Source organism: Thalassospiraceae bacterium LMO-JJ14 (assembly GCA_021555105.2).
Taxonomy (GTDB): Bacteria; Pseudomonadota; Alphaproteobacteria; order Rhodospirillales; family Casp-alpha2; genus UBA4479.
In genome coordinates this window covers 227,179-246,566 of the sequence record CP134604.1, presented here as the reverse complement: position 1 = coordinate 246,566, position 19,388 = coordinate 227,179, and the positions used below count along the sequence as shown (strand labels likewise).

19 protein-coding genes are annotated in these 19,388 nt (G+C 57.5%); 11 read left to right on the top strand and 8 right to left on the bottom strand.

Annotation, left to right across the window (positions count from 1 at the left end; translation table 11 throughout):
• Positions 1-2: 2 nt before the first annotated feature.
• The 3 genes from L2D14_01145 to L2D14_01135 all read right to left on the bottom strand — a co-directional run bounded on the left by L2D14_01145 (position 3) and on the right by L2D14_01135 (position 2,256).
• Positions 3-182 carry a zinc-finger domain-containing protein gene (locus L2D14_01145; protein ID WNK00048.1) on the bottom strand — a complete coding sequence of 60 codons (180 nt, stop codon included), beginning with the start codon at positions 180-182 and terminating at the stop codon, positions 3-5.
• 106 nt (positions 183-288) lie between these two features.
• Complete coding sequence (locus L2D14_01140) at positions 289-1,251, bottom strand: M14 family metallopeptidase (GenBank protein ID WNK00047.1); 963 nt, start codon at positions 1,249-1,251, stop codon at positions 289-291.
• A gap of 99 nt (positions 1,252-1,350) precedes the next feature.
• A complete protein-coding gene (locus tag L2D14_01135; GenBank protein WNK00046.1) occupies positions 1,351-2,256 on the bottom strand; it encodes a LysR substrate-binding domain-containing protein in 906 nt (301 codons plus the stop codon).
• Positions 2,257-2,440: 184 nt separating this feature from the next.
• Between L2D14_01135 and L2D14_01130 the strand changes: the two genes are divergently transcribed.
• From L2D14_01130 to L2D14_01095, 8 genes are all read left to right on the top strand, one after another.
• Complete coding sequence (locus L2D14_01130) at positions 2,441-4,024, top strand: ABC transporter substrate-binding protein (protein WNK00045.1); 1,584 nt, start codon at positions 2,441-2,443, stop codon at positions 4,022-4,024.
• A gap of 70 nt (positions 4,025-4,094) precedes the next feature.
• Entirely contained in the window at positions 4,095-5,072 is a 978-nt protein-coding gene (locus L2D14_01125; GenBank protein ID WNK00044.1) for an ABC transporter permease, read from the top strand.
• Positions 5,069-5,983 carry an ABC transporter permease gene (locus tag L2D14_01120; protein ID WNK00043.1) on the top strand — a complete coding sequence of 305 codons (915 nt, stop codon included), beginning with the start codon at positions 5,069-5,071 and terminating at the stop codon, positions 5,981-5,983. The genes L2D14_01125 and L2D14_01120 overlap by 4 nt, the downstream gene beginning before the upstream one ends.
• Positions 5,980-6,978, top strand: coding sequence for an ABC transporter ATP-binding protein (locus tag L2D14_01115; GenBank protein ID WNK00042.1), 999 nt, complete (start codon positions 5,980-5,982; stop codon positions 6,976-6,978). The genes L2D14_01120 and L2D14_01115 overlap by 4 nt, the downstream gene beginning before the upstream one ends.
• Complete coding sequence (locus tag L2D14_01110; GenBank protein WNK00041.1) at positions 6,975-7,973, top strand: ATP-binding cassette domain-containing protein; 999 nt, start codon at positions 6,975-6,977, stop codon at positions 7,971-7,973. The genes L2D14_01115 and L2D14_01110 overlap by 4 nt, the downstream gene beginning before the upstream one ends.
• 2 nt (positions 7,974-7,975) lie before the next feature.
• Complete coding sequence (locus L2D14_01105; protein WNK00040.1) at positions 7,976-8,830, top strand: N-formylglutamate amidohydrolase; 855 nt, start codon at positions 7,976-7,978, stop codon at positions 8,828-8,830.
• A 57-nt stretch (positions 8,831-8,887) separates the two neighbouring features.
• Positions 8,888-9,259 (top strand): hypothetical protein, encoded by a 372-nt coding sequence (locus L2D14_01100; GenBank protein ID WNK00039.1) that lies wholly within the window; start codon positions 8,888-8,890, stop codon positions 9,257-9,259.
• 16 nt (positions 9,260-9,275) lie between these two features.
• Positions 9,276-9,923 carry an alanyl-tRNA editing protein gene (locus L2D14_01095; GenBank protein ID WNK00038.1) on the top strand — a complete coding sequence of 216 codons (648 nt, stop codon included), beginning with the start codon at positions 9,276-9,278 and terminating at the stop codon, positions 9,921-9,923.
• Position 9,924: 1 nt separating this feature from the next.
• Here L2D14_01095 and L2D14_01090 read toward each other — a convergent pair whose 3' ends face one another.
• The gene (locus L2D14_01090) at positions 9,925-12,231 is read right to left on the bottom strand and encodes a transketolase (GenBank protein WNK00037.1); all 2,307 of its coding nucleotides are present in this window, start codon (positions 12,229-12,231) and stop codon (positions 9,925-9,927) included.
• Between the two features lie 119 nt (positions 12,232-12,350).
• Between L2D14_01090 and L2D14_01085 the strand changes: the two genes are divergently transcribed.
• A complete protein-coding gene (locus L2D14_01085) occupies positions 12,351-12,839 on the top strand; it encodes an Lrp/AsnC family transcriptional regulator (GenBank protein WNK00036.1) in 489 nt (162 codons plus the stop codon).
• A 12-nt stretch (positions 12,840-12,851) separates the two neighbouring features.
• On the top strand, positions 12,852-13,682 hold the full coding sequence (locus tag L2D14_01080; GenBank protein WNK00035.1) for a DUF547 domain-containing protein: 831 nt from the start codon (positions 12,852-12,854) through the stop codon (positions 13,680-13,682).
• 9 nt (positions 13,683-13,691) lie between these two features.
• Here L2D14_01080 and L2D14_01075 read toward each other — a convergent pair whose 3' ends face one another.
• Together L2D14_01075 and L2D14_01070 are read right to left on the bottom strand one after the other, a co-directional pair.
• A complete protein-coding gene (locus L2D14_01075; protein ID WNK00034.1) occupies positions 13,692-13,943 on the bottom strand; it encodes a hypothetical protein in 252 nt (83 codons plus the stop codon).
• Positions 13,944-13,956: 13 nt separating this feature from the next.
• Positions 13,957-15,039 (bottom strand): tartrate dehydrogenase, encoded by a 1,083-nt coding sequence (locus tag L2D14_01070; protein WNK00033.1) that lies wholly within the window; start codon positions 15,037-15,039, stop codon positions 13,957-13,959.
• Between the two features lie 89 nt (positions 15,040-15,128).
• Here L2D14_01070 and L2D14_01065 point away from each other — a divergent pair, with 89 nt between their 5' ends.
• Positions 15,129-15,566, top strand: a complete 438-nt coding sequence (locus L2D14_01065; protein WNK00032.1) for a hypothetical protein — start codon at positions 15,129-15,131, stop codon at positions 15,564-15,566.
• A 764-nt stretch (positions 15,567-16,330) separates the two neighbouring features.
• Here the strand turns inward: L2D14_01065 and L2D14_01060 are convergent.
• Both L2D14_01060 and L2D14_01055 read right to left on the bottom strand, forming a co-directional pair.
• Positions 16,331-16,723: a Rid family hydrolase gene (locus tag L2D14_01060; protein ID WNK00031.1), complete on the bottom strand. Its 393-nt coding sequence runs from the start codon at positions 16,721-16,723 to the stop codon at positions 16,331-16,333.
• 163 nt (positions 16,724-16,886) lie between these two features.
• Positions 16,887-19,007: a PAS domain S-box protein gene (locus L2D14_01055; protein WNK00030.1), complete on the bottom strand. Its 2,121-nt coding sequence runs from the start codon at positions 19,005-19,007 to the stop codon at positions 16,887-16,889.
• Positions 19,008-19,388: the final 381 nt, after the last annotated feature.

Genomic DNA, 19,388 nt, shown 5'->3' with positions numbered 1-19,388 from the left:
GATCAATGGCCGGCGGCGACATCGGCGCCTTCTTTCAGAACGAAACGCTTCGAGCAATACGGGCAGACCACATCGAGCGTATCCTCGTCGAGATGGAGATAGACGTTCGGATGTCCGAGCGGTCCGTTGCCGCCGTCACATGCCACCGTCATGGCCTCAACTTCGATTGTTTCGTCGTCCATCGTGTACTCCGTCTGCGATGCCCTGCGATTTGCCGGGCATCATACAGGGCCGCGCCAATCGATGCCAATGCCAATAAGCGGTCTTTTGCGGGCCGGCGGGACCCGATCAGCCATCGATGAAGCGTCCCAGCCGGACCGCCGAGCCGCCGGGGCCGAGGCGTTTCGACGGCATGATCAGAACACAGTTGTCATAAGGCGTGACGACCGCTTCGTCGCCGTCATAGCCAAGCACGGAGCCGGCTTTCTCGATGACCTCAAAGCCCTGAAATTCCTCAACGAAGCGGAAATTGTCGGTCTTGATGGTGACCGGTCCGGAGACTTCGATAAACTGTTGCGGTTCGGGGTCCGGGCCGATGTGCGCAGCGACATCGTCGGCGCTGAGTGTGCCGGTATGCAGCAGGAACCGGAAAAGCGATTCCCGGGCGACGGTTTCGCTAGCCTTTTCCCAGTGCTGGCCGCATTCCACCAGCAATGAGTTTTTCGGACTGTCCGGGTTGATGAAATCGCCATAGTCGCGCATGCGTTTCCCCGCCGCGTGACCGTGATCCGAAACCACGATCTTGGGAACGCCGGTGCCGCGGGCGAGAACGCGGCCTTTGGCGAGTGGCCCGGACAGGACGAGGGCTTCGGTTTTCTTTTGCATCGAGTGAATGTCGAGCAGGAAGTCGGCGGCGGCGACGAACGGACGGAAAGCGCGTGCACGCGTCAATTCCCGTGACTGACGCGGGCCGTCCAGAACGTCCTCGGACCATACGCGGTTGAAATCCTCGTCGATAAACCTGGACACGGTCGGATCGGCCGGATCGAAGCTCAGATAGGCTTCGACGTTGCAGAATGCCAGCGTCAGCTTGCCGGCTCTGGGGCGCAGGTCGGTCTTGAAAAAGTAATCCAGCGCCAGGGCGCCGCAGATTTCGTTGCCGTGCACAACGGCTGTGACCATCGCATGCGGCCCGGGCGCGCCGGAATCGAAAGTCGTAACGTAGTCGAGTCCCGTGTTTCCTGCCTTGTAGGCAGAAATATCGGGGGCAGATAGCTCGATCGGATATTCGTTCTCAACGCGTTCGGTCACGGCGCACTCCTAAAAAATAATGACAGGGAAATTTGACTCTGCATTGCGGCAAGTCAAGCACGTCACTTCCTCCCGTTACATATGACGACGCCTCGACGCTCATTCGGCGCGCCATGTGGCGGCATTTCGTTTCAGATAAGACATAAAGGCACGGCCAAGCCAGTTGGGTGCAGTTTCTGACGGGAAAACCGCATATACACTATGCTCGAACTTCGGCAGGAACGGGCGTACAACGACCTGTCCCTTGAAGTTCGATATCACCGGGAACGGATTGATAACCGTGACCCCAAGGCCGGAAGCGACGCATTCACAGGCGGCGTGATTGGTCGTGGTCTCGACTATAATATCTCTGGAAATGCCGCCCTTTTCGAAAATACGGTCGACACCGCGCCGGGCCTTGAGATTGCTCGTCAAGGCGATGAACGCCTCACCTTCCAGGTCCTTTGCATAGACGGTTTGCTGCGACGCCAGACGGTGACCGACGGGCATGACGCATACGGATTGGGTTTGAAGGATGGCCTCCATACGCACACCGGGTTGTGCGATGCGGTTGGTCGTTACGGCAATGTCGGCTTCGAACGAGGTGATTTTGTTCACCGCTTCCTGACTGGAGACGACGCGGAACTCAATCAGGACCTGCGGATGCGCGCGCTTGAATTCAACGATTGTCGGTGTGACGAAATAACTGCAGAAGCTCGGCGGCGCCAGCACACGCAGCCGGCCGCCACGCAAGGCATCGGCCTCGTCGGCAAAATGCCGGACCCGGTCCAGGCTTTCAAAGACGTCCTCCAACTCGTTATTGAGGGCGAGCGCTTCCGCGGTCGGGACCAGACGCCCGTTCTGGCGCAAAAACAATATCATGCCCATGCGCTGCTCGATTTGTGCCAGGGCACGGCTGACGGAGGGCTGCGAGATACCGAGCCTTTGCGCGGCCGACGTCGCGGACCCGGCGGATATCGTTGCGCGGAAAACTTCAAGCTCTCGTAAAGATGGTAGTTCAAGCATGCTGGTCTCAATATTTATAATACGTATACTATTATACTAATTGTGCATGCGGATCACTATTTGTCATCTTTGATGAACGTGTCATCATCCCCGGTGAAATCGGCAACAAGCCGAGACGGGATACCGGGGGTGCGCTGGATAGGTCCGCATGCCCTCACGACATCAATTCAGGGAGCTACAAATTATGCATTTTAGAAAAGCACTTGTCGCAGGCGCGGTTTCTGCCCTGCTCAGCATGCCCTTGGCGGCGCATGCTGAATCGTTGACCATCGGTTCCGGTTCGGAGCCGTCGGCCATTGACCCGCACTATCACAATTTGACGCCGAACAACTCGCTGGCTGCGCACATCTTTTCACGTCTGATCGAACAGGATGAAAAGCAGCGCCTGACTCCGGGGCTGGCGACGTCCTGGAAAGCGATCGACGATCTGACGTGGGAATTCAAGCTCCGCAAGGGCGTGAAGTTCCATGACGGTTCCGATTTCAACGCCGATGATGTCATGGCCAGTGTCAAGCGGGCGCCGAACGTGCCGAACTCACCGTCGAGCTTCGCACTCTATATCAAGGGCAAGACGTTCGAAAAAATCGACGACTACACAATTCACATCAAAACCGAGAATCCCTATCCGCTGATGCCGGTTGACGTGTCGACCATTCACATCATCTCGGACAAAGCCGTCGACGCGACGACCGAAGAGTTCAATTCCGGCAAGGCAACGGCCGGTACGGGGCCGTACAAGTTCGTTGAGTGGGTGCCGGGCGACCGCCTGGTGTTGGAACGGAACGAAGCATTTTACGGTGCCAAGCCGGAATGGGACAAAGTGATCTACAAGCCGATCAAGTCCGGTCCGTCTCGCGTCGCGGCGCTGTTGGCGGGTGACGTCGACTTTATCGATAACGTGCCGACGATCGACATCAAGCGTCTTGAGAAAGAACCCAACCTGTCGCTCAGCCAGGGTATTTCCAACCGCGTGATTTATCTGCACATGGATCAGTTCCGCGAAGACAGCCCGGACATCACCGCAAAGGATGGCTCGAAAATCAAAAACCCGCTTCTTGATGCGAACGTCCGCAAGGCGTTGTCGAAAGCGATCAGCCGCGATCTGATCGTCGAACGTGTGATGGAAGGCGTTGCGATCCCCGCCGGTCAGTTGCTGCCCGAAGGTTTCTTCGGCGTCAGCCCGAACCTGAAGCCGGAAGCATACGACCCCGAAGGCGCCAAGAAGATGCTCGCCGACGCCGGCTATCCGGATGGCTTCAAGATGAAGGTTCACGGCCCGAACGACCGCTACATCAACGACGCCAAGATCCTCGAAGCCGTGGCGCAGATGTTCTCGCGTATCGGGATCGAAACCTCCGTTGAGACCATGACCAAGTCCGTGTTCTTCAAACGCGCATCGCGCGGCGGTCCGGACAAGTCCCCGGAATTCAGCTTCGTGCTGGTCGGTTGGGGCTCGGGGACCGGTGAAGCGTCTTCGCCGCTCAAATCCCTGCTTGCAACCTACAACAAGGACAGGGGTATGGGCGCATCCAACCGTGGCCGCCATTCCAACCCGGAAATGGACAAGGTCTTGGATGAAGCGCTGGCGACCGTCGATGACGAAAAGCGTGCCGCTTTGCTCGCCAAAGCGACCGATATCGGCATCGGCCAGGACCAGGGCATCATCCCGCTGCATTACCAGGTCAACACCTGGGCGGCGAAAAAAGGGCTTAAGTACAACGCCCGTACGGATGAACGCACCTACGCAATGGGCATTGTCTCCAGATAACGTCTGTTCATGAAGCTGCCGGGGCGGCAACACCGTCCCGGCAGTATCTCTGACGTGTAGGAGGACCGCAGTGTCCGTATTCATCATTCGGCGCTTGCTTCAGAGCGTGATCGTGGTTGCGGTCATGTCGTTGATTGTTTTCGTCGGTGTCAACGTGGTCGGCGATCCCGTTGACATGCTGATCAACCCGGAAGCGGACCAGGCGGAAATCGCCCGTGTCATCCGCGATCTGGGTCTCGATCGTCCGTTGCACGAGCAATATCTGTTTTTTGTCAAAAATGCCTTTCAGGGCGACCTCGGAAAGTCGTTTATTTTCGGGGAATCGGCGCTGAAACTGATTGTCCAGCGCATTCCGGCGACCTTCGAGCTGGCATTGACAGCGCTTGTTATGGCGGTTTTTATCGGTGTGCCTTTTGGTGTGTATGCCGGTATGCGGCCGAACGCGCTTTCGTCCAGAACCATCATGGCCGGGTCGATCCTCGGCTTCTCGCTGCCGACGTTCTGGGTCGGCTTGATGATGATCATGGTCTTCGCCGTGATGCTCGGCTGGCTGCCGTCCACCGGGCGAGGCGATACGGTTGCGGTCTTCGGTGTCGAACTCAGTTTCCTGACCGCCGACGGCCTGTCGCACCTGCTGATGCCGGCACTCAATCTGGCGCTGCTTAAAATTTCACTGGTCATCCGTTTGGCGCGCGCCGGCACGCGCGAAGCCATGCATCAGGATTATGTCAAATTCGCCCGCGCCAAAGGCTTGACCGAAACGCGCGTGATCATGGTGCATGTTTTGAAGAATATCATGATTCCGGTGGTCACGGTTCTCGGTCTGGAGTTCGGCAGCCTGATCGCGTTTTCGGTGGTCACCGAGACGGTTTTTGCCTGGCCCGGCATGGGCAAGCTTTTGATCGACTCGCTGCATAATCTCGACCGGCCGATTATCGTCGCCTACCTGATGATCATCGTGCTGGTCTTCGTGATCATCAATCTTCTCGTCGATGTTCTCTATTCCGTGCTCGATCCCCGGGTGCGTCTCAAGGATGCCGGACAATGAGCGAAGCCATGGAACAAATCACAGATGCGCCGCTGAAGGTCGAAACGCCGCTACAGCGCTTTATCTCCGATTATTGCGAGAACAAGATCGCTGTCGGCGCCTTCGTGATGCTGGTCGCCATCATTTTCATCGCGGTTTTCGCGCACTGGATCTCACCGACGAATCCCTACGATCTCGCCAAGGTCAGTATTTTCGACAGCCGCCTCGAACCCGGCACCAAAAGCCTGGACGGCGTGACCTTTTGGCTCGGCACGGACAGCGCCGGCCGCGATCTGCTCAGCTCGATCTTCTATGGGCTGCGCATCAGTCTCGGTGTCGGCGTCATGTCCGGCGTCATCGCGCTGTGCATCGGTAGCGCCATTGGTCTGACCGCGGCTTTCTACGGGGGCAAGGTCGACACGCTGATCATGAGGATCGTCGACATCCAACTCTCCTTTCCGGCGATCCTGGTGGCCTTGATCTTGATTTCGGTTCTGGGCAAGGGCGTCGACAAGGTCATCATCGCCCTGGTTCTCGTGCAGTGGGCGTATTACGCACGCACCGTGCGCGGCTCGGCCCTTGTCGAGCGCAACAAGGAATACATCGAAGCCGCAAGTTGCCTTGCCTTGAGCAACAACCGGATCGTCTTCCGCCATCTTTTGCCGAACTGTCTGCCGCCGCTGATCGTCGTCGGCACCGTGCAGACGGCGCACGCGATTTCACTTGAAGCGACCCTGAGCTTTCTCGGTGTCGGGCTGCCGATCACCGAGCCGTCCCTGGGGCTCCTGATTGCCAACGGATTCGAGGTCATGCTGAGCGGTTTGTACTGGGTCAGTTTCTTCCCCGGGATTGCGCTGCTGATCACCATTGTCTCGATCAACCTTGTCGGCGATCAGCTTCGCGATGTCCTGAATCCGAGGTTGCAGAAATGACCGGCGGCACACCAACGCTCGATGTGCGTGGGCTGAAGACGCACTTCTTCACCAAGGCCGGTGTGGCGCGCGCGGTGGATGGCGTCGATTTCACCGTCGGCAAGGGCGAGGTCGTGGGCCTAGTCGGGGAATCCGGATCGGGCAAGTCGGTGACCGGATTTTCAATTATCGGTCTGGTCGATCCGCCGGGCCGGGTGGTGTCGGGCGAGGTGATGTTCAAGGGGCAGAACCTGATCGGCCTTGATGCGGAGGAAATGCGTAAATTGCGCGGAAACCGCATCGCGATGATCTTCCAGGACCCGATGATGACGCTCAATCCCGTGTTGCGCGTCGATACGCAAATGGTTGAGACCATCCGGGCGCATGACGCATCGGTCAGCAAACGTGATGCCCTGGCCCGTGCGCGCGATGCCTTGGGTCAGGTCGGTATCCCGGCGCCGGACGAACGGCTGCGGTCCTATCCGCACCAGTTTTCCGGGGGGATGCGCCAGCGCGTCGCGATTGCCATCGCGCTTTTGAACAAGCCGGACCTGATTATCGCCGACGAGCCGACGACGGCGTTGGACGTGACGATCCAGGGACAGATCCTCTATGAAGCACAAAAGCTCTGCCGTGAAACCGGCACGTCGATGATCTGGATCACCCACGATCTGGCGGTTGTTGCCGGACTGGCCGATAAAATCTGCGTCATGTACGGCGGGCGCATCGTCGAGCAGGGGACTATCGACGATGTTCTTGATCATCCCGTGCACCCTTACACTCGCGGGCTTCTGGGGTCCGTGCCCGGGCATAACACGCGCGGCCACCGATTGTATCAGATTCCTGGTATGGCGCCGTCGCTGCTCAGTCTGCCCAAAGGCTGTGCTTTCCAGAGCCGTTGTCCGCGCGCCGATGAAGCCTGCCATGTTGAGCCCGAAATAACGGCGCCGGTGCCAAATCGTGCCGTACGTTGTTTCCATCCGCATCTCCAACAGGGCGAGGAAATCGGCGCATGAGCGGCAGCATGCTTCAAATCGACAACCTGACGCGGAACTTCGTCAAGAAGCTCGATCTCGCCGGACGGTTGGCGCAAAAGCTCGGCGCAGATATTCGCGAGGAAGTCGTGCATGCCGTTGACGGGGTGACGTTCTCCATCGAAAAGGGCGGTGTGGTCGGTCTCGTCGGCGAGTCGGGATGCGGGAAGTCGACGCTGGGCCGGATGATTGCCGGTATCCTGCCGCCGACGTCGGGGCGGATCGTTTACAAGGATGTAGCGCTCACCGATATGAACATCGCCGAAGCGAAGCGCGCGGCGCTGGAAATCCAGATGATCTTTCAGGATCCGTTCGCCAGCCTCAACCCGCGCATGCGCGTTGTCGACATCATCGGCGAGGCGCCGGTCGCGCACGGGTTCTGCAAGGCTTCCGAAATCCAAGAATACGTCTCGGACGTGATGCAGCGGGTCGGGCTGGACCCGGAATACCGCCGCCGCTTCCCGCATCAGTTTTCCGGCGGTCAGCGGCAACGTATCGGCATCGCCCGCGCGCTCGCTGTAAAGCCGGAGTTTCTTGTATGCGACGAGGCGATTGCCGCGCTCGATGTTTCCATTCAGGCGCAGGTGATCAATCTGTTCATGGACCTGCGTGAAGATCTGGACCTGACGTATCTGTTCATCAGTCACGACTTGTCGGTGGTTGAGCATATTTCTGATCGCGTCGTGATCATGTATCTGGGCCGGATCGTCGAAATTGCCGAAACCGACGAATTGTTCGATGCGCCGAACCACCCCTATACATTTGCGCTGTTGAACGAAGTCCCGCGCGTCGATCAGCGCGGACTGGATTACAAACCGGTCGAGGGTGAGATTCCCTCGCCGCTCGATCCGCCCGGCGGATGTCATTTTCATCCGCGTTGTCCGCATGCGACGGATCGTTGCATGCAGGAACGGCCCGTGCTGCGCGAGATTGCGCCGAAACGCTGGTCGGCCTGCCACCTTAACGACGGAACCTGAGAATGAGCGAACCTGTTATCGTCGCCCGGCCTGCAGTCGGCACGACGCCCCTGCCGCTGGTCTTCGACAGCCCGCACAGCGGGTATGAATTCCCCGCCGACATGAAGCCGGCGATCTCGCTCGATATCCTGCGCCAGAACGAAGATGCATTCGTCGATGCCCTGTTCGGGCATGTGACGGTGTTGGGCGCAGTCCTGATCAAGGCGACATTCCCGCGTACATACATCGACCCGAACCGCTCGACCGAGGATGTCGAAACCGCAGCGATCGACGGCGAGTGGCCTGACCCGGTCAACAATTCGATCAAGACCAAACGTGGCGCGGGCCTGATTTACACCAAGGTCCACGGTGAAGAGAGCATCTATGACCGCAAGCTGACTGTTGCCGAAGTACGCACGCGCATTGAGGACTATTGGCGGCCGTATCACGATACGCTGCGGATCGAACTGGACCGGTTGCATGGCGACTTCGGCGGCGTCTGGCATATCAACTGCCATTCCATGCCCGAGCGCGGCAACGTGCATACCGAAGACGGCCCAGAAGTCCGTGCGGATTTCGTGCTGGGGGATCGTGACGGTACGACTTGCGAAGCTGCCTATACCGAGATCGTTCGCGATTTCCTGGCCGGGCGCGGTTATAGTGTTGCCGTCAACTGGCCCATGAAGGGGGTTGAACTGGTACGCAAGCACGGCCGCCCTGCGGAAAACCGGCACAGTTTGCAGATCGAAATCAACCGGCGTCTATATATGGATGAAAAGGCGATCACCAAAAATGGTCTTTATCCGGAAACAGCGGCGGTTGTCGCGGATCTGGATGACGTCATTGCCGCTTATGTCCGTGACCGCGCCAGCGTTTGATCCGGCCGGACTATTCTTTTATAAGGGCGGCAATTCGAACCGAGAGCGAGCGCGATCATGGATACCATTCAGTTTACCGTCCACGAATTCGTCACCCTGATGGGGATTTTGAACGAGCGCGTCCGCGACGGTGACGGCGTGCCCGATACCTCGGTCTGGCACAAGTGGAAGAAGCGTTACCAGGACCTGGATAAGGAACTGGAAAAGCTCGACATGATGGACCGCGCCGACATGCTTTTTGACGGCAAGGTAAAGATCGAGGATGTGCCGAAAGAACACATTCAGGAAGTTCTCGTCCTCGTCAGCGATCATATCGCCCACGAACAGGGGCTGATCGAAGACAACGACCCTGACGCCGATCCTGACGAAGTCGAAATCTGGCAGACGCTGCACGCACGGCTCGAAACGTCGCTCGACTGGGACGGCTGAGCGCATCGGAGGTGCGATGCTCCGTAAGGTTTTCTGGGACGACCCATATCTGACGGAACTGGATACGCACATTGCCGGCGTTGATGGTGATTGCGTCACCCTTTCAGAAACAATTTTTTTCGCATTCTCCGGCGGTCAGGAAAGCGACACCGGGCGTATCGGCGGGTGCGCGGTTGTCGATGCATCGGTCCGTGACGCCGATATCGTCTATACCTTGGCGCATGGACATGGCCTTCAAGCGGGGCAAGGTGTGCATGTCGAAATTGACTGGCCTCGCCGCTACCGTTTGATGCGGCTGCACTTTGCGGCCGAAGTCGTGCTCGAGCTGGTCTACAAAAATTTGGGTCAAATCGAGCGGATCGGTGCGCACATCGCCGAGGACAAAGCCCGCATCGATTTTGCCCTCGATGAGAATATCTCGACGCACTTCGATGTTCTTACCCGCGAAGCCAATGCGATTGTTTGCGCAGACTTGCCCATTGAAAGCGCCTTCAGCGATAAGGATTCCGGACGCCGGTACTGGAAAATTCCAGGTTTTGGCGAGGTGCCGTGCGGCGGCACACACCTGAAGCGCACCGGCGAGATCGGCACGATATCACTGAAGCGCAAGAACATCGGCGGCGGTAAAGAGCGGATCGAAGTGACCGCCGTACCGCCGCCGTAGGTTATTTTGCCGCTTGTGAAATGGTTTTCGCATCGATGCCATAGCGTTCGTAAAGTGCCGGCAGATCGCCGCATTGCCCGAACGCGTCGACACCGAGCGGCTCGACACGGCGGCCGTCGACCGAGCCCAGCCAAGCCAGCGTGGCGGGGTGTCCGTCCAGCACCGTGACCAACGGCTCGCCCTTCGGCGCATCGGCCAGAAGCTCGGCAATCCACGCCTTGTCCCCGTGCGTGCGCCAGTCAGCGAACAGGCGATCGGCCGACGTGATGGCAAGCAGCCCGGCGCCCTTGATGGCCGCAGCCGCGGTTTCCGCTTCGGGGGCGATGGCGCCGGCATAGACGATCACGGGGGCGTTTTTGCCCGCCGGTTTTTGCCGCCAATAGGCGCCTTTGCGGATCGCTGCGCTCAGATCCGGTGTCATCTTGCGTTTCGGCTGGCCCAAAGGCCGGGTCGATAGCCGCAGATACACCGATCCGCCATCGTCGGCCTGCATGTGCTCGAAACCCCAGGCCATGATCTCGGCCAACTCGTCGGCATAGGCCGGCTCGAACGATGTCAGGCCCGGCTGGCCCATGCCGATCAGCGGTGTTGAGATGCTCTGGTGCGCGCCGCCCTCGGGGGCCAGCGTGATCCCGGCCGGGGTTGCCACGACCATGAAGCGGGCATCCTGATAGCAGGCGTAATTCAGCGCATCGAGACCGCGTGCGATGAACGGATCATAGAGCGTGCCGATGGGCAGAAGCCGCTCGCCGAAAATCGAATGCGACAGACCGAGGGCGGCCAGCATCACGAACAGGTTGTTTTCGGCGATGCCGAGTTCGATATGCTGGCCCGCCGAATTGAATTCCCATTTTTGCGCCGAAGGCACCTGCTGGGCGCGGAAGGTATCGGCCCGGTCCTCACGTGCAAACAAACCGCGCCGGTTAACCCAGCCGCCGAGGTTGGTGGATTGCGTGACATCGGGCGAGGTGGTGACGATCCTGGACGCCAGCTTCGAGTTCTTGTCGCCGGCCAGTTCGTAGAGGATCTTGCCGAAGGCTTCCTGGGTCGAAGCGGTATCCTTTACCGGGCAGGCGAGGGTTTTCGGCACCGCGATCCTGTCGGCCTCGAAGCGCCGGCGTCCGTCACGGTTGAACGGCACCTGGCCCAGGAAATCCTGTAAATCATCGGCGCGGTCCTCGATACCGGCGAACGGTTCCCACTCATCGCCTTCTTTGATGCCAAGCTTGGCACGGAATCCCTCGACCTGTTCGGCGTTCAGGATTCCGGCATGGTTATCCTTGTGGCCCGCCAGCGGCAGTCCCCAGCCCTTGATGGTATAGGCGATGAAGCAGGTCGGCGTCTCATCTTTGGAGGCTTCGTCAAATGCTTCCATCAGGGTTTCCAGGCAATGACCGCCCAGGTTGGTCATCAGGTTCTGCAGCGCGTCGTCGTCATAGCTTTCGATCAGCCTGAGCGCATCGTTATTGCCGTTGAAGTCCTTATTCAGCTGAACGCGCCACGCGGCGCCGCCCCGGAAGGTGAGGGCCGCATAAAGATCGTTGGGACAGTCGTTGATCCAGCGCCTGAGCGTTTTGCCGCCCGGGCGCTCGAACGCTTCCATCATGCGTTTTCCGTATTTGATGGTGATGACGTTCCAGCCCGTGGTGCGGAAAACGCGGTCGATCAGGCGGAACATCTGATCGGGGACGACGCCGTCAAGGCTTTGACGATTGTAATCGACAACCCACCAGCAATTGCGAAGGCCGTGTTTCCAGCCCTCCCACAGCGCCTCGTACATGTTGCCTTCGTCCATTTCGGCGTCGCCGACCAGCGCCACCATGCGGCCGGGCTCTTTCTCGGCGACGCTGTCGAAATGGCGCCGCACATAGTCCTGCGTCATCGACAGAAATGACGTCATGGCGGGACCCATGCCGACGGACCCGGTCGAGATATCGACATCGTCGGCGTCCTTGGTGCGCGACGGATAGCTCTGCGCGCCGCCGTAGGCGCGGAAATTTTCCAGATTCTCGCGCGTCTGATGCCCCAGCAGATACTGGATGGCATGGAATACCGGGCTGGCATGCGGCTTGACGGCAACCCTGTCCTCGGGCCGCAACGCCGACAGATACAGCGCACTCAAAATCGCCACCGACGAGGCGCACGATGCCTGATGACCACCGACCTTCAAGCCGTCCTTTTTCTCGCGGATGGCATTCGCATGGTGAATGGTCCATGTCGAAAGCCAGAGGATTTTCTGCGCCAGATCCTCCATGCACTGCAATTTGTGTGCAGGGTCGTCTATTGCCGGTTCGTCAAAGGGTGCCATTGATGTTCTCCTATGACGGCAATATAGCTCAAACGTGAAAACAGGTCATTGCGATGTGTAGCTGTTTTACGGTATTTTTAGCAATATTCGGGAATATAACCACCATAACAGGACAGAATATGCCACAAAATGCCTTGGATGAGATTGATCAGAAAATACTCGCCGCACTGCAGGCAAACGCCCGGCTGAGTAATGTCGAGCTGGCGAACAGTGCCGGATTGTCGCCATCGCCATGCCTCCGCCGGGTAAGGGCGCTGGAAGACGAGGGCGTCATCAAGGGATACGCGGCGCTGGTCGATCAGGAGGCGGTGGGCTTGCCGGTCAGTGTCTTCGTCATGGTCAGTCTGGAGCGTCAGGTGGAACAAGCGCTGGAGATATTCGAAGAGCGGGTGCGCGCTCTCCCGGAAGTGATGGAGTGTTATTTGATGACCGGCGACAGCGACTATTTACTGCGCGTCGTAACCCGCGACCTGCAAGCGTATGAGCGGTTTCTGATGCATCAGCTGACCAAGTTTCCGGGGGTCAGTTCCATCAAGTCGAGCTTTGCGCTGAAGCAGGTCGTGTATCGTACCGCGTTGCCGATCGCCGGCCCGGTGAAGCCCTTGTGAAGGATTGCCCGCTTGAATCGTCTATACGTCCGGGTCTGCATTTTTCTGTTTCTGTGTGCAGCATTTCCGGTTTCCGCCGCGCCCGTTAAGGAACTTTGGCCGAAATGGAGGCAAAACAACCCCGATTCCGCGATTTCGCTGGATCACGGCATCTGGCAGCGGTTTTTAAAGACGTACGTCAAAGACGATCCGGCGGGACTGAACAGGGTCGACTATGCGGGGGTGACGGCTGAGGACAAACGGGCCCTGTCATCGTATCTGGACGGGCTGGCTGCGACGCCGGTCTCCACCCTGAACCGGGGCGAGCAGCAGGCCTACTGGATCAACCTCTACAATGCGCTGACGGTGCAGGTGATCGTCGATCATTATCCGGTCAAATCGATCCGCGACATCGACATCTCGCCGGGGCTGTTCAGCGACGGGCCATGGGCGAAGAAGCTGATAAAGATCGAGGGCGAAGAGGTCAGTCTGGATGACATCGAACACCGCATCCTGCGACCGATCTGGAACGACCCGCGTCTGCACTATGCCGTCAACTGCGCCTCGGTCGGGTGTCCCGATCTGATCGCGCGCGCCTATACGGCGGCCGACATGGACAGGCTTTTGAGCGCGAACGCCGTCACCTATGTGAACAGTCCGCGCGGCGTGAAGATCGCCGACGGCGGCATCACGGTTTCGAAAATCTATGACTGGTTTCAAGAAGACTTCGGCGGCAGCGAAGAAGGCGTCATCGCACATCTGATGCAGTACGTGACGGGGGACAGAAAAGCGGCGCTGGAATCGGCGACGTACATTGATGATTACGATTACGACTGGTCGCTGAACGGCGTCGCGCATAAATGACGCCGGCCGTTACCGCAGAACGATGTTCCGGATCAATCCTCTGGACGTCATCCCCAGATCATCCGAGTCACCGGACAGGCCGATATAGGCCACGCCCGGCGGCGCGGTGCCGAAGGCGCGGCGGCAATCGGCGGCCAGCGTCGACACCATGGCCTTGAGGTGCGACGCCATAGAGCCGTCCGGGAAGGCGACGTAGATCGACAGGGTACGGTCGTCGCCGTCGGTTTTGTGAGATCGGTTTTCGTTGCCGGCGCAAATCACACGCCGGTGAGGATCACGCGTTGTCCTGTTTGATCGCTTCAAGGATCGCATCGGTGACCTCGCGCGACGTTGCCGTGCCGCCGAGATCGCGGGGCAGGTGGGTGCCTTCGCCGGTGACCCGTTCGATGGCTTTCATCAGACGCTGTGCGGCGGCGACCTCGCCCTGCTGTTCAAGCAACATGGCGCCGGACCAGAACGTGCCGAGCGGGTTGGCGATGCCCTTGCCCATGATGTCGAAGGCCGAGCCGTGGATCGGCTCGAACATCGACGGCGCATCGCCTTCGGGGCGCAGGTTGCCGGTCGGTGCGATGCCGAGCGAACCGGAAAGCGCGGCCGCCAGATCGGACAGCACGTCGGCGTGCAGGTTGGTGGCGACCACGGTGTCGATGGTTTCAGGTTTCAGGACCATGCGCGTCGTCATGGCATCGACCAGCATCTTGTCGGTGGTAACGTCGGGATAATCGCCCTTGATCTCTTCGAACACCGCATCCCAGAACACCATGCCGTGACGTTGCGCATTCGATTTCGTGACCAGCGTCAACAGCTTGCGCGGGCGCGAGCGGGCCAACTCGAAGGCGAAGCGCTGGATGCGCTCGACGCCGGTGCGGGTGAACACGGCAACGTCCATGCCGACTTCTTCCGCCAGGCTCTGGTGCACGCGGCCGCCGACCCCGGCGTACTCGCCCTCGGAATTTTCGCGGACGATGACCCAGTCCAGCTCCTTGGCGGTGACGCCCTTGAGCGGCCCTTCGATGCCGGGCAAAAGCCTGGACGGCCGCACGTTGGCGTACTGGTCCAGCGTCTGGCAGATTTTCAGGCGCAGCCCCCACAGCGTGATGTGGTCGGGCACGCGCGGGTCGCCGGCCGAGCCGAACAGAATGGCGTCGAAGGCGCGCAGCGTCTCAAGCCCGTTGTCGGGCATGAAATCGCCTTTTTTCAGGTAGCGTTCGGACCCCCAGTCAAAGCGTTCGGATTTGATCTCGAAACCGCCGTCACGCTTGGCGACGGCATGCAGGACTTCCATCCCGGCATCGATGACTTCGGGGCCGATGCCGTCACCCGGAATGGCGGCGATGTTGATGACGCGCTTGCTCATGGTATTCTCGTTCCTTGTCGTGACGGCGGTTGTGCAAATACGGACCTCTTTAATATGGGGCCGGGCGCCGCTTTGAAAGGGTGGATTACGTGGCCGCACTGGGCAAAATCCGAAGCTGGGAAGCCTTCAGCGCGTGGTGTGACGACCGCGGCCTGACATCCGCGCCCGCCAACCCGTGGACGCTGGCCGCTTACATCCGCGTGCTCGAAGGCTCGATGCGGTTCGACGCGCTCAAGCGTCACATCGATCAGATCGGCCAGATGCATTTCGAAAAGCGCCGCACGCGGCCCGACCGCGAACCCTCGGTACAGCGCATGCTCGATGCCGTTCGCCGCCGCGCCGAGGCGAAAAAACGCGCCCAGGAAAAGGCTAAGAAAAAGCCGCCCGTGCCGCCGCTGTTCCAGGCGGAAGATTTCCTCGACGACAAACCGCCGAAAAAACCCCGCACCCGGGCGACCGGCAAAACCAAAGCGAAAAGCCGCGCGTTGCGGGTGACGCCGAAACTGGTCAGGCGGAAACGGGTTTAGGTTTATCCGGTCCGATGCTTCGAGACGGCCTTGCGGCCTCCTCAGCATGAGGATTGCCATTCAACCGGAAGCAGACGTCCGCTTCGGGCCCTGCGGCCGTCCGCATATGACACAAGACAGGCGTAAATCATCTCTTCGTCGTTGTCGCCATTCTCATTGATCCAAAAGTTAAGTTGGACCATGCTAGGCTTCTCGTAACAATTAAGATGGGAAATAGTTTATGTCAGTTGGGCATAAAGGCCGCTGTCTATGCGGAGACGTCGAGTACGATACTGGGAGCGAACCACTTTGGGTGACGGTGTGTTACTGCCGGTTCTGCCAGCGAGCTACCGGTTCGGATCGAATGATAGAGCCCATATTCGAAAGCGAGACCTTTACGTTCACCCAGGGCGATCCAGCTAAGTTCACAACGCCCTCGGAAGGAAGTGGAAAAGACGTACACGTTCATTTTTGTTCTAGATGTGGAACCAAGCTCGCTTTGACTTTCGAACGTTGGCCGGATCGCCTTGGCATTTATATCGGCACTCTTAATGATCCGACATCAATTTCGGCTACGCCCGAAAACAGTAAACACATCTTTGTCTCCGAAGCGCGTCCTGGAACGATCCTTCCTCCTGATTTTAAGACCTTCAATCGCCATGCTGCCGAGAACGACGGAACCCCGATTGAACCGATAATTCATACATCGGCACATCTGGTTTAAAACTGAGTTGCTCAATCGGTGACGAGAGGAAATCGATTTCATCGGGGCTAACTGAGACCACTCAATCGTCCGCTACGACGGCGTCGGCTTCAACTTCCACCAGCCATTCCGGGTTCACGAACCGGGTTATTTGCATGATTGTATCGACTGGTTTTGGTTCACGGCAAAACTTTGCTCGAACATCAATCACGGATTTCCAGTCGTCAATATCCGTAAGGATAATGCGTGTCCGTACAACATCCTTCCAACTTGACCCAGCGCGTTCCAAAGCATCCCCGATGATTTCGAATATTCGCTCCGCCTGGCGTCCGGCATCACCGATACCGACTGTTTTGCCCTCGTGATCAACAGGTGCCGTTCCACCAATTGTAATATAGGGACCAACCCGAACAGCTCTCGCAAATCCGACAATTTCTTCCATAGGGTTGCCGTTCAACACAAGTTGCCGCTTCATGTTTATTAGCCTCCAAATACCTTAGCTTAGAAAACTAACCGCCAAATGTTATGTGTCGTACTTCACTTTTTGGATACTGCCGCGTCCACTTTGGCTGACAGCAGCCGTGTTTGACGTGTTGGAAATTCGTCTCCGTTTGACGCAAGCCGGCATGCCGGTGAAATCAGAGATCGACGGCCGGTGCTCTCAAGAGATCTGCCGGCCATGAAGCAACAACCGAAGCCCCGCCCCCCGGAATGTTCGTCAGGGTTAAGGTGCCGCCTCTGGCCTCGATGTAGCGCTTGCAAATGTATAACCCGAGACCAAAGCTTTTCTTGGCGCCTGATGAATGCACAGGGTCTGAAACGAGAAAGGGTTGTCCATAATTTTCGAGAATGGAATCGGAAAAACCTTCGCCACAATCCCTCACCTCAAAAACAAAACGATCCTCATCTGTAAGCGACCACCGGACCTTTATGACAGTTCCTTCGGGGGAAAAGCGTATTGCGTTGGAAATCAGATTGCTTTGGATTTGCATTGCCACTTTCTTATCCGCTCGAATAACCGAGGGCATGTTTTCAGAATAAGAAAATTCAATTGAAATGTCGTTTTCCCGAACGATCGGATCGAACGTCTTGATCAAACTCGCCGTATGCTCAAGTGGATCATAGATTTCCAGGTTCACTTCGAACTTGTTTGCCTCAAGCTGGCTCAGATCGAGAATTTCATTAACCAGCCACAACAAATGCGTGGCGCTGCCATGAATTATTTCATGATATTCGCGGTACTTCTCGTTCCCGACCGGGCCGTGAATTTCTTCCTCCATTAGCTGTATGAACCCAAGGATTGAATTGAGCGGGGTCCTCAGATCATGGCTCATTGAGGCCAAAAAGGCCGACTTGGACCGACTGGCTTTCTCGGCATCCTCCAGCGCAGATTTAAGTGCCTCCTCCGCCTGTTTGAGACTCGTGATGTCGATGGCGGAAGACACAATATATGTAACCTGACCATGTTCATTTTTTACAGGTGACTTGGTTGTTAACCAGGTATGTTCGACCCCCTTAGTATCGGCATAGGTTTCTTCATATGGCCCCAGGGTTTCCCCCGTCCTGATAACCTCTTTGTCAAACCCTTCGGTTTTTCCGCCGTATTCCAGGTTAAGCAGTTGCCCTGCCTTCTTGCCCGAGACCAGTTCAGGGCGGGTGCCGTAGAGAGTTGCCTGATAGTTGTTCATGAATACATAACGCGAGGTCAGGTCTTTGGCGCTGATCATGCCCGGCACGGTGTTGAGCACGGCTTGCAGAAAAGCCTGGTTCCTCTGCGATGCCGCTTTGGCCTGATCGCGCTCGGAAATGTCGTTCATGATGGCCGAGAAGTATGTTCGATTCTCGGAACGCCACACACCGAGTGAGAGTTCGACAGGGAATTCGTGGCCATCCTTGTGCAGCCCGTGCAATTCGACGGACTTACCGATTATCCGGTAGGCCTTCGTCTTCAAGGCGCGCTTGAACCCGGCTTGATGGGCTTTGCGGTAGCGTTCCGGGATCAAAGTAATTATAGGCTGACCGACGATGTCATCTGCACTGTAGCCGAACGTCTTTTCCGCACCAAGGTTCCACGAAGTGAGGCATCCCTTGTCGTCGACGGAAATAATCGCTGACATGTTTGTCGATTGGTAAAGTGCGTGGAATTGCTCGACGCTTTCCCTAAGGGTATCGTTTGCCTTTTTTTGCTCGATAATTTCACGTTCCAGACCGGCGGTGCGTTCCGCAACCTTTTGGTCCATATGCTTGTTGAGTGGACGCAGTTCTGCCTGAGTTTGTTTTAAGGCATGATTGTCGTGGGCAATTTGCAATCCGGACTGGATCGAATTGCGAAACTCTTTCAAGAGCTTCCTGTGTAGTTCTGAATAGTGGTTCTCTTTTTTGTCGAGAACGCAGATTGTTCCGAAGATTTTCCCGTTGGGCCAACGGATCGGCAATCCGCAATAAGAAATCATGCCAAATTCAATATCGGGGTTTTGCTCCCACCCGGGGGAAGTCAGGGCATTCGTAACGAGAAGTTCTTTGCCGGCCGCCATGACGGTTTCGCAATAGAGCCCGGTATTTAGCTCTGTCCTTTCGCCTTGTTCATATACATTGCCGGGAGATTGGCTTGTGACGAGGACTTCAATTTCATTGGCGTGGACCTGCTTGAGCAGGGCGGCCGGGACCGCACAAGTTTCGGCCAACAGATCAAGTGTTACTTGCCAACTTTCAAGCAAATAAACCGGAATTTTGATTTTATCGGTCGCGTGTAAATTCATTATTACACTTCATCAAAAGTTTAATTTATCAAATGCCCCTTGTGAGACTATGCGCCCATTTATTCACGGGGGAACCATGCATTCCCGGCGATAATCGAACTGGAAGTCCGGTTATGGCTGAGGCTGCCGAAAACTCTGCCCTAAAGCAGTTCCTGGTTTTCACTGTTAATAGAAGCGGATATTTTCATTCCGTTTCCGACTAATGCCGATGACATGATGTATGCGGTCAAGCACGCCTAGCGTAATACTCGCATAATTCATGGCGGCAATCACGATGAATAGCCAATTGATTGATAAGCCGCTTAAGTCCGGTTTTGGCTATTTTCAGAAACTTTGCCGCGTATCTATCCTCGGCGTTTGTGGGTTGAGAGCGGACTTGGG

Bases quoted from the DNA above. Each gene is read 5' to 3' on its own strand.
- L2D14_01110 (WNK00041.1), top strand. From the start codon at position 6,975: ATGAGCGGCAGCATGCTTCAAATCGACAACCTGACGCGGAACTTCGTC.
- L2D14_01100 (WNK00039.1), top strand. From the start codon at position 8,888: ATGGATACCATTCAGTTTACCGTCCACGAATTCGTCACCCTGATGGGG.
- L2D14_01090 (WNK00037.1), bottom strand. From the start codon at position 12,231: ATGGCACCCTTTGACGAACCGGCAATAGACGACCCTGCACACAAATTG.
- L2D14_01130 (WNK00045.1), top strand. From the start codon at position 2,441: ATGCATTTTAGAAAAGCACTTGTCGCAGGCGCGGTTTCTGCCCTGCTC.
- L2D14_01060 (WNK00031.1), bottom strand. From the start codon at position 16,723: ATGAAGCGGCAACTTGTGTTGAACGGCAACCCTATGGAAGAAATTGTC.
- L2D14_01115 (WNK00042.1), top strand. From the start codon at position 5,980: ATGACCGGCGGCACACCAACGCTCGATGTGCGTGGGCTGAAGACGCAC.
- L2D14_01085 (WNK00036.1), top strand. From the start codon at position 12,351: ATGCCACAAAATGCCTTGGATGAGATTGATCAGAAAATACTCGCCGCA.
- L2D14_01095 (WNK00038.1), top strand. From the start codon at position 9,276: ATGCTCCGTAAGGTTTTCTGGGACGACCCATATCTGACGGAACTGGAT.
- L2D14_01145 (WNK00048.1), bottom strand. From the start codon at position 182: ATGGACGACGAAACAATCGAAGTTGAGGCCATGACGGTGGCATGTGAC.
- L2D14_01055 (WNK00030.1), bottom strand. From the start codon at position 19,007: ATGAATTTACACGCGACCGATAAAATCAAAATTCCGGTTTATTTGCTT.
- L2D14_01105 (WNK00040.1), top strand. From the start codon at position 7,976: ATGAGCGAACCTGTTATCGTCGCCCGGCCTGCAGTCGGCACGACGCCC.
- L2D14_01120 (WNK00043.1), top strand. From the start codon at position 5,069: ATGAGCGAAGCCATGGAACAAATCACAGATGCGCCGCTGAAGGTCGAA.
- L2D14_01135 (WNK00046.1), bottom strand. From the start codon at position 2,256: ATGCTTGAACTACCATCTTTACGAGAGCTTGAAGTTTTCCGCGCAACG.
- L2D14_01070 (WNK00033.1), bottom strand. From the start codon at position 15,039: ATGAGCAAGCGCGTCATCAACATCGCCGCCATTCCGGGTGACGGCATC.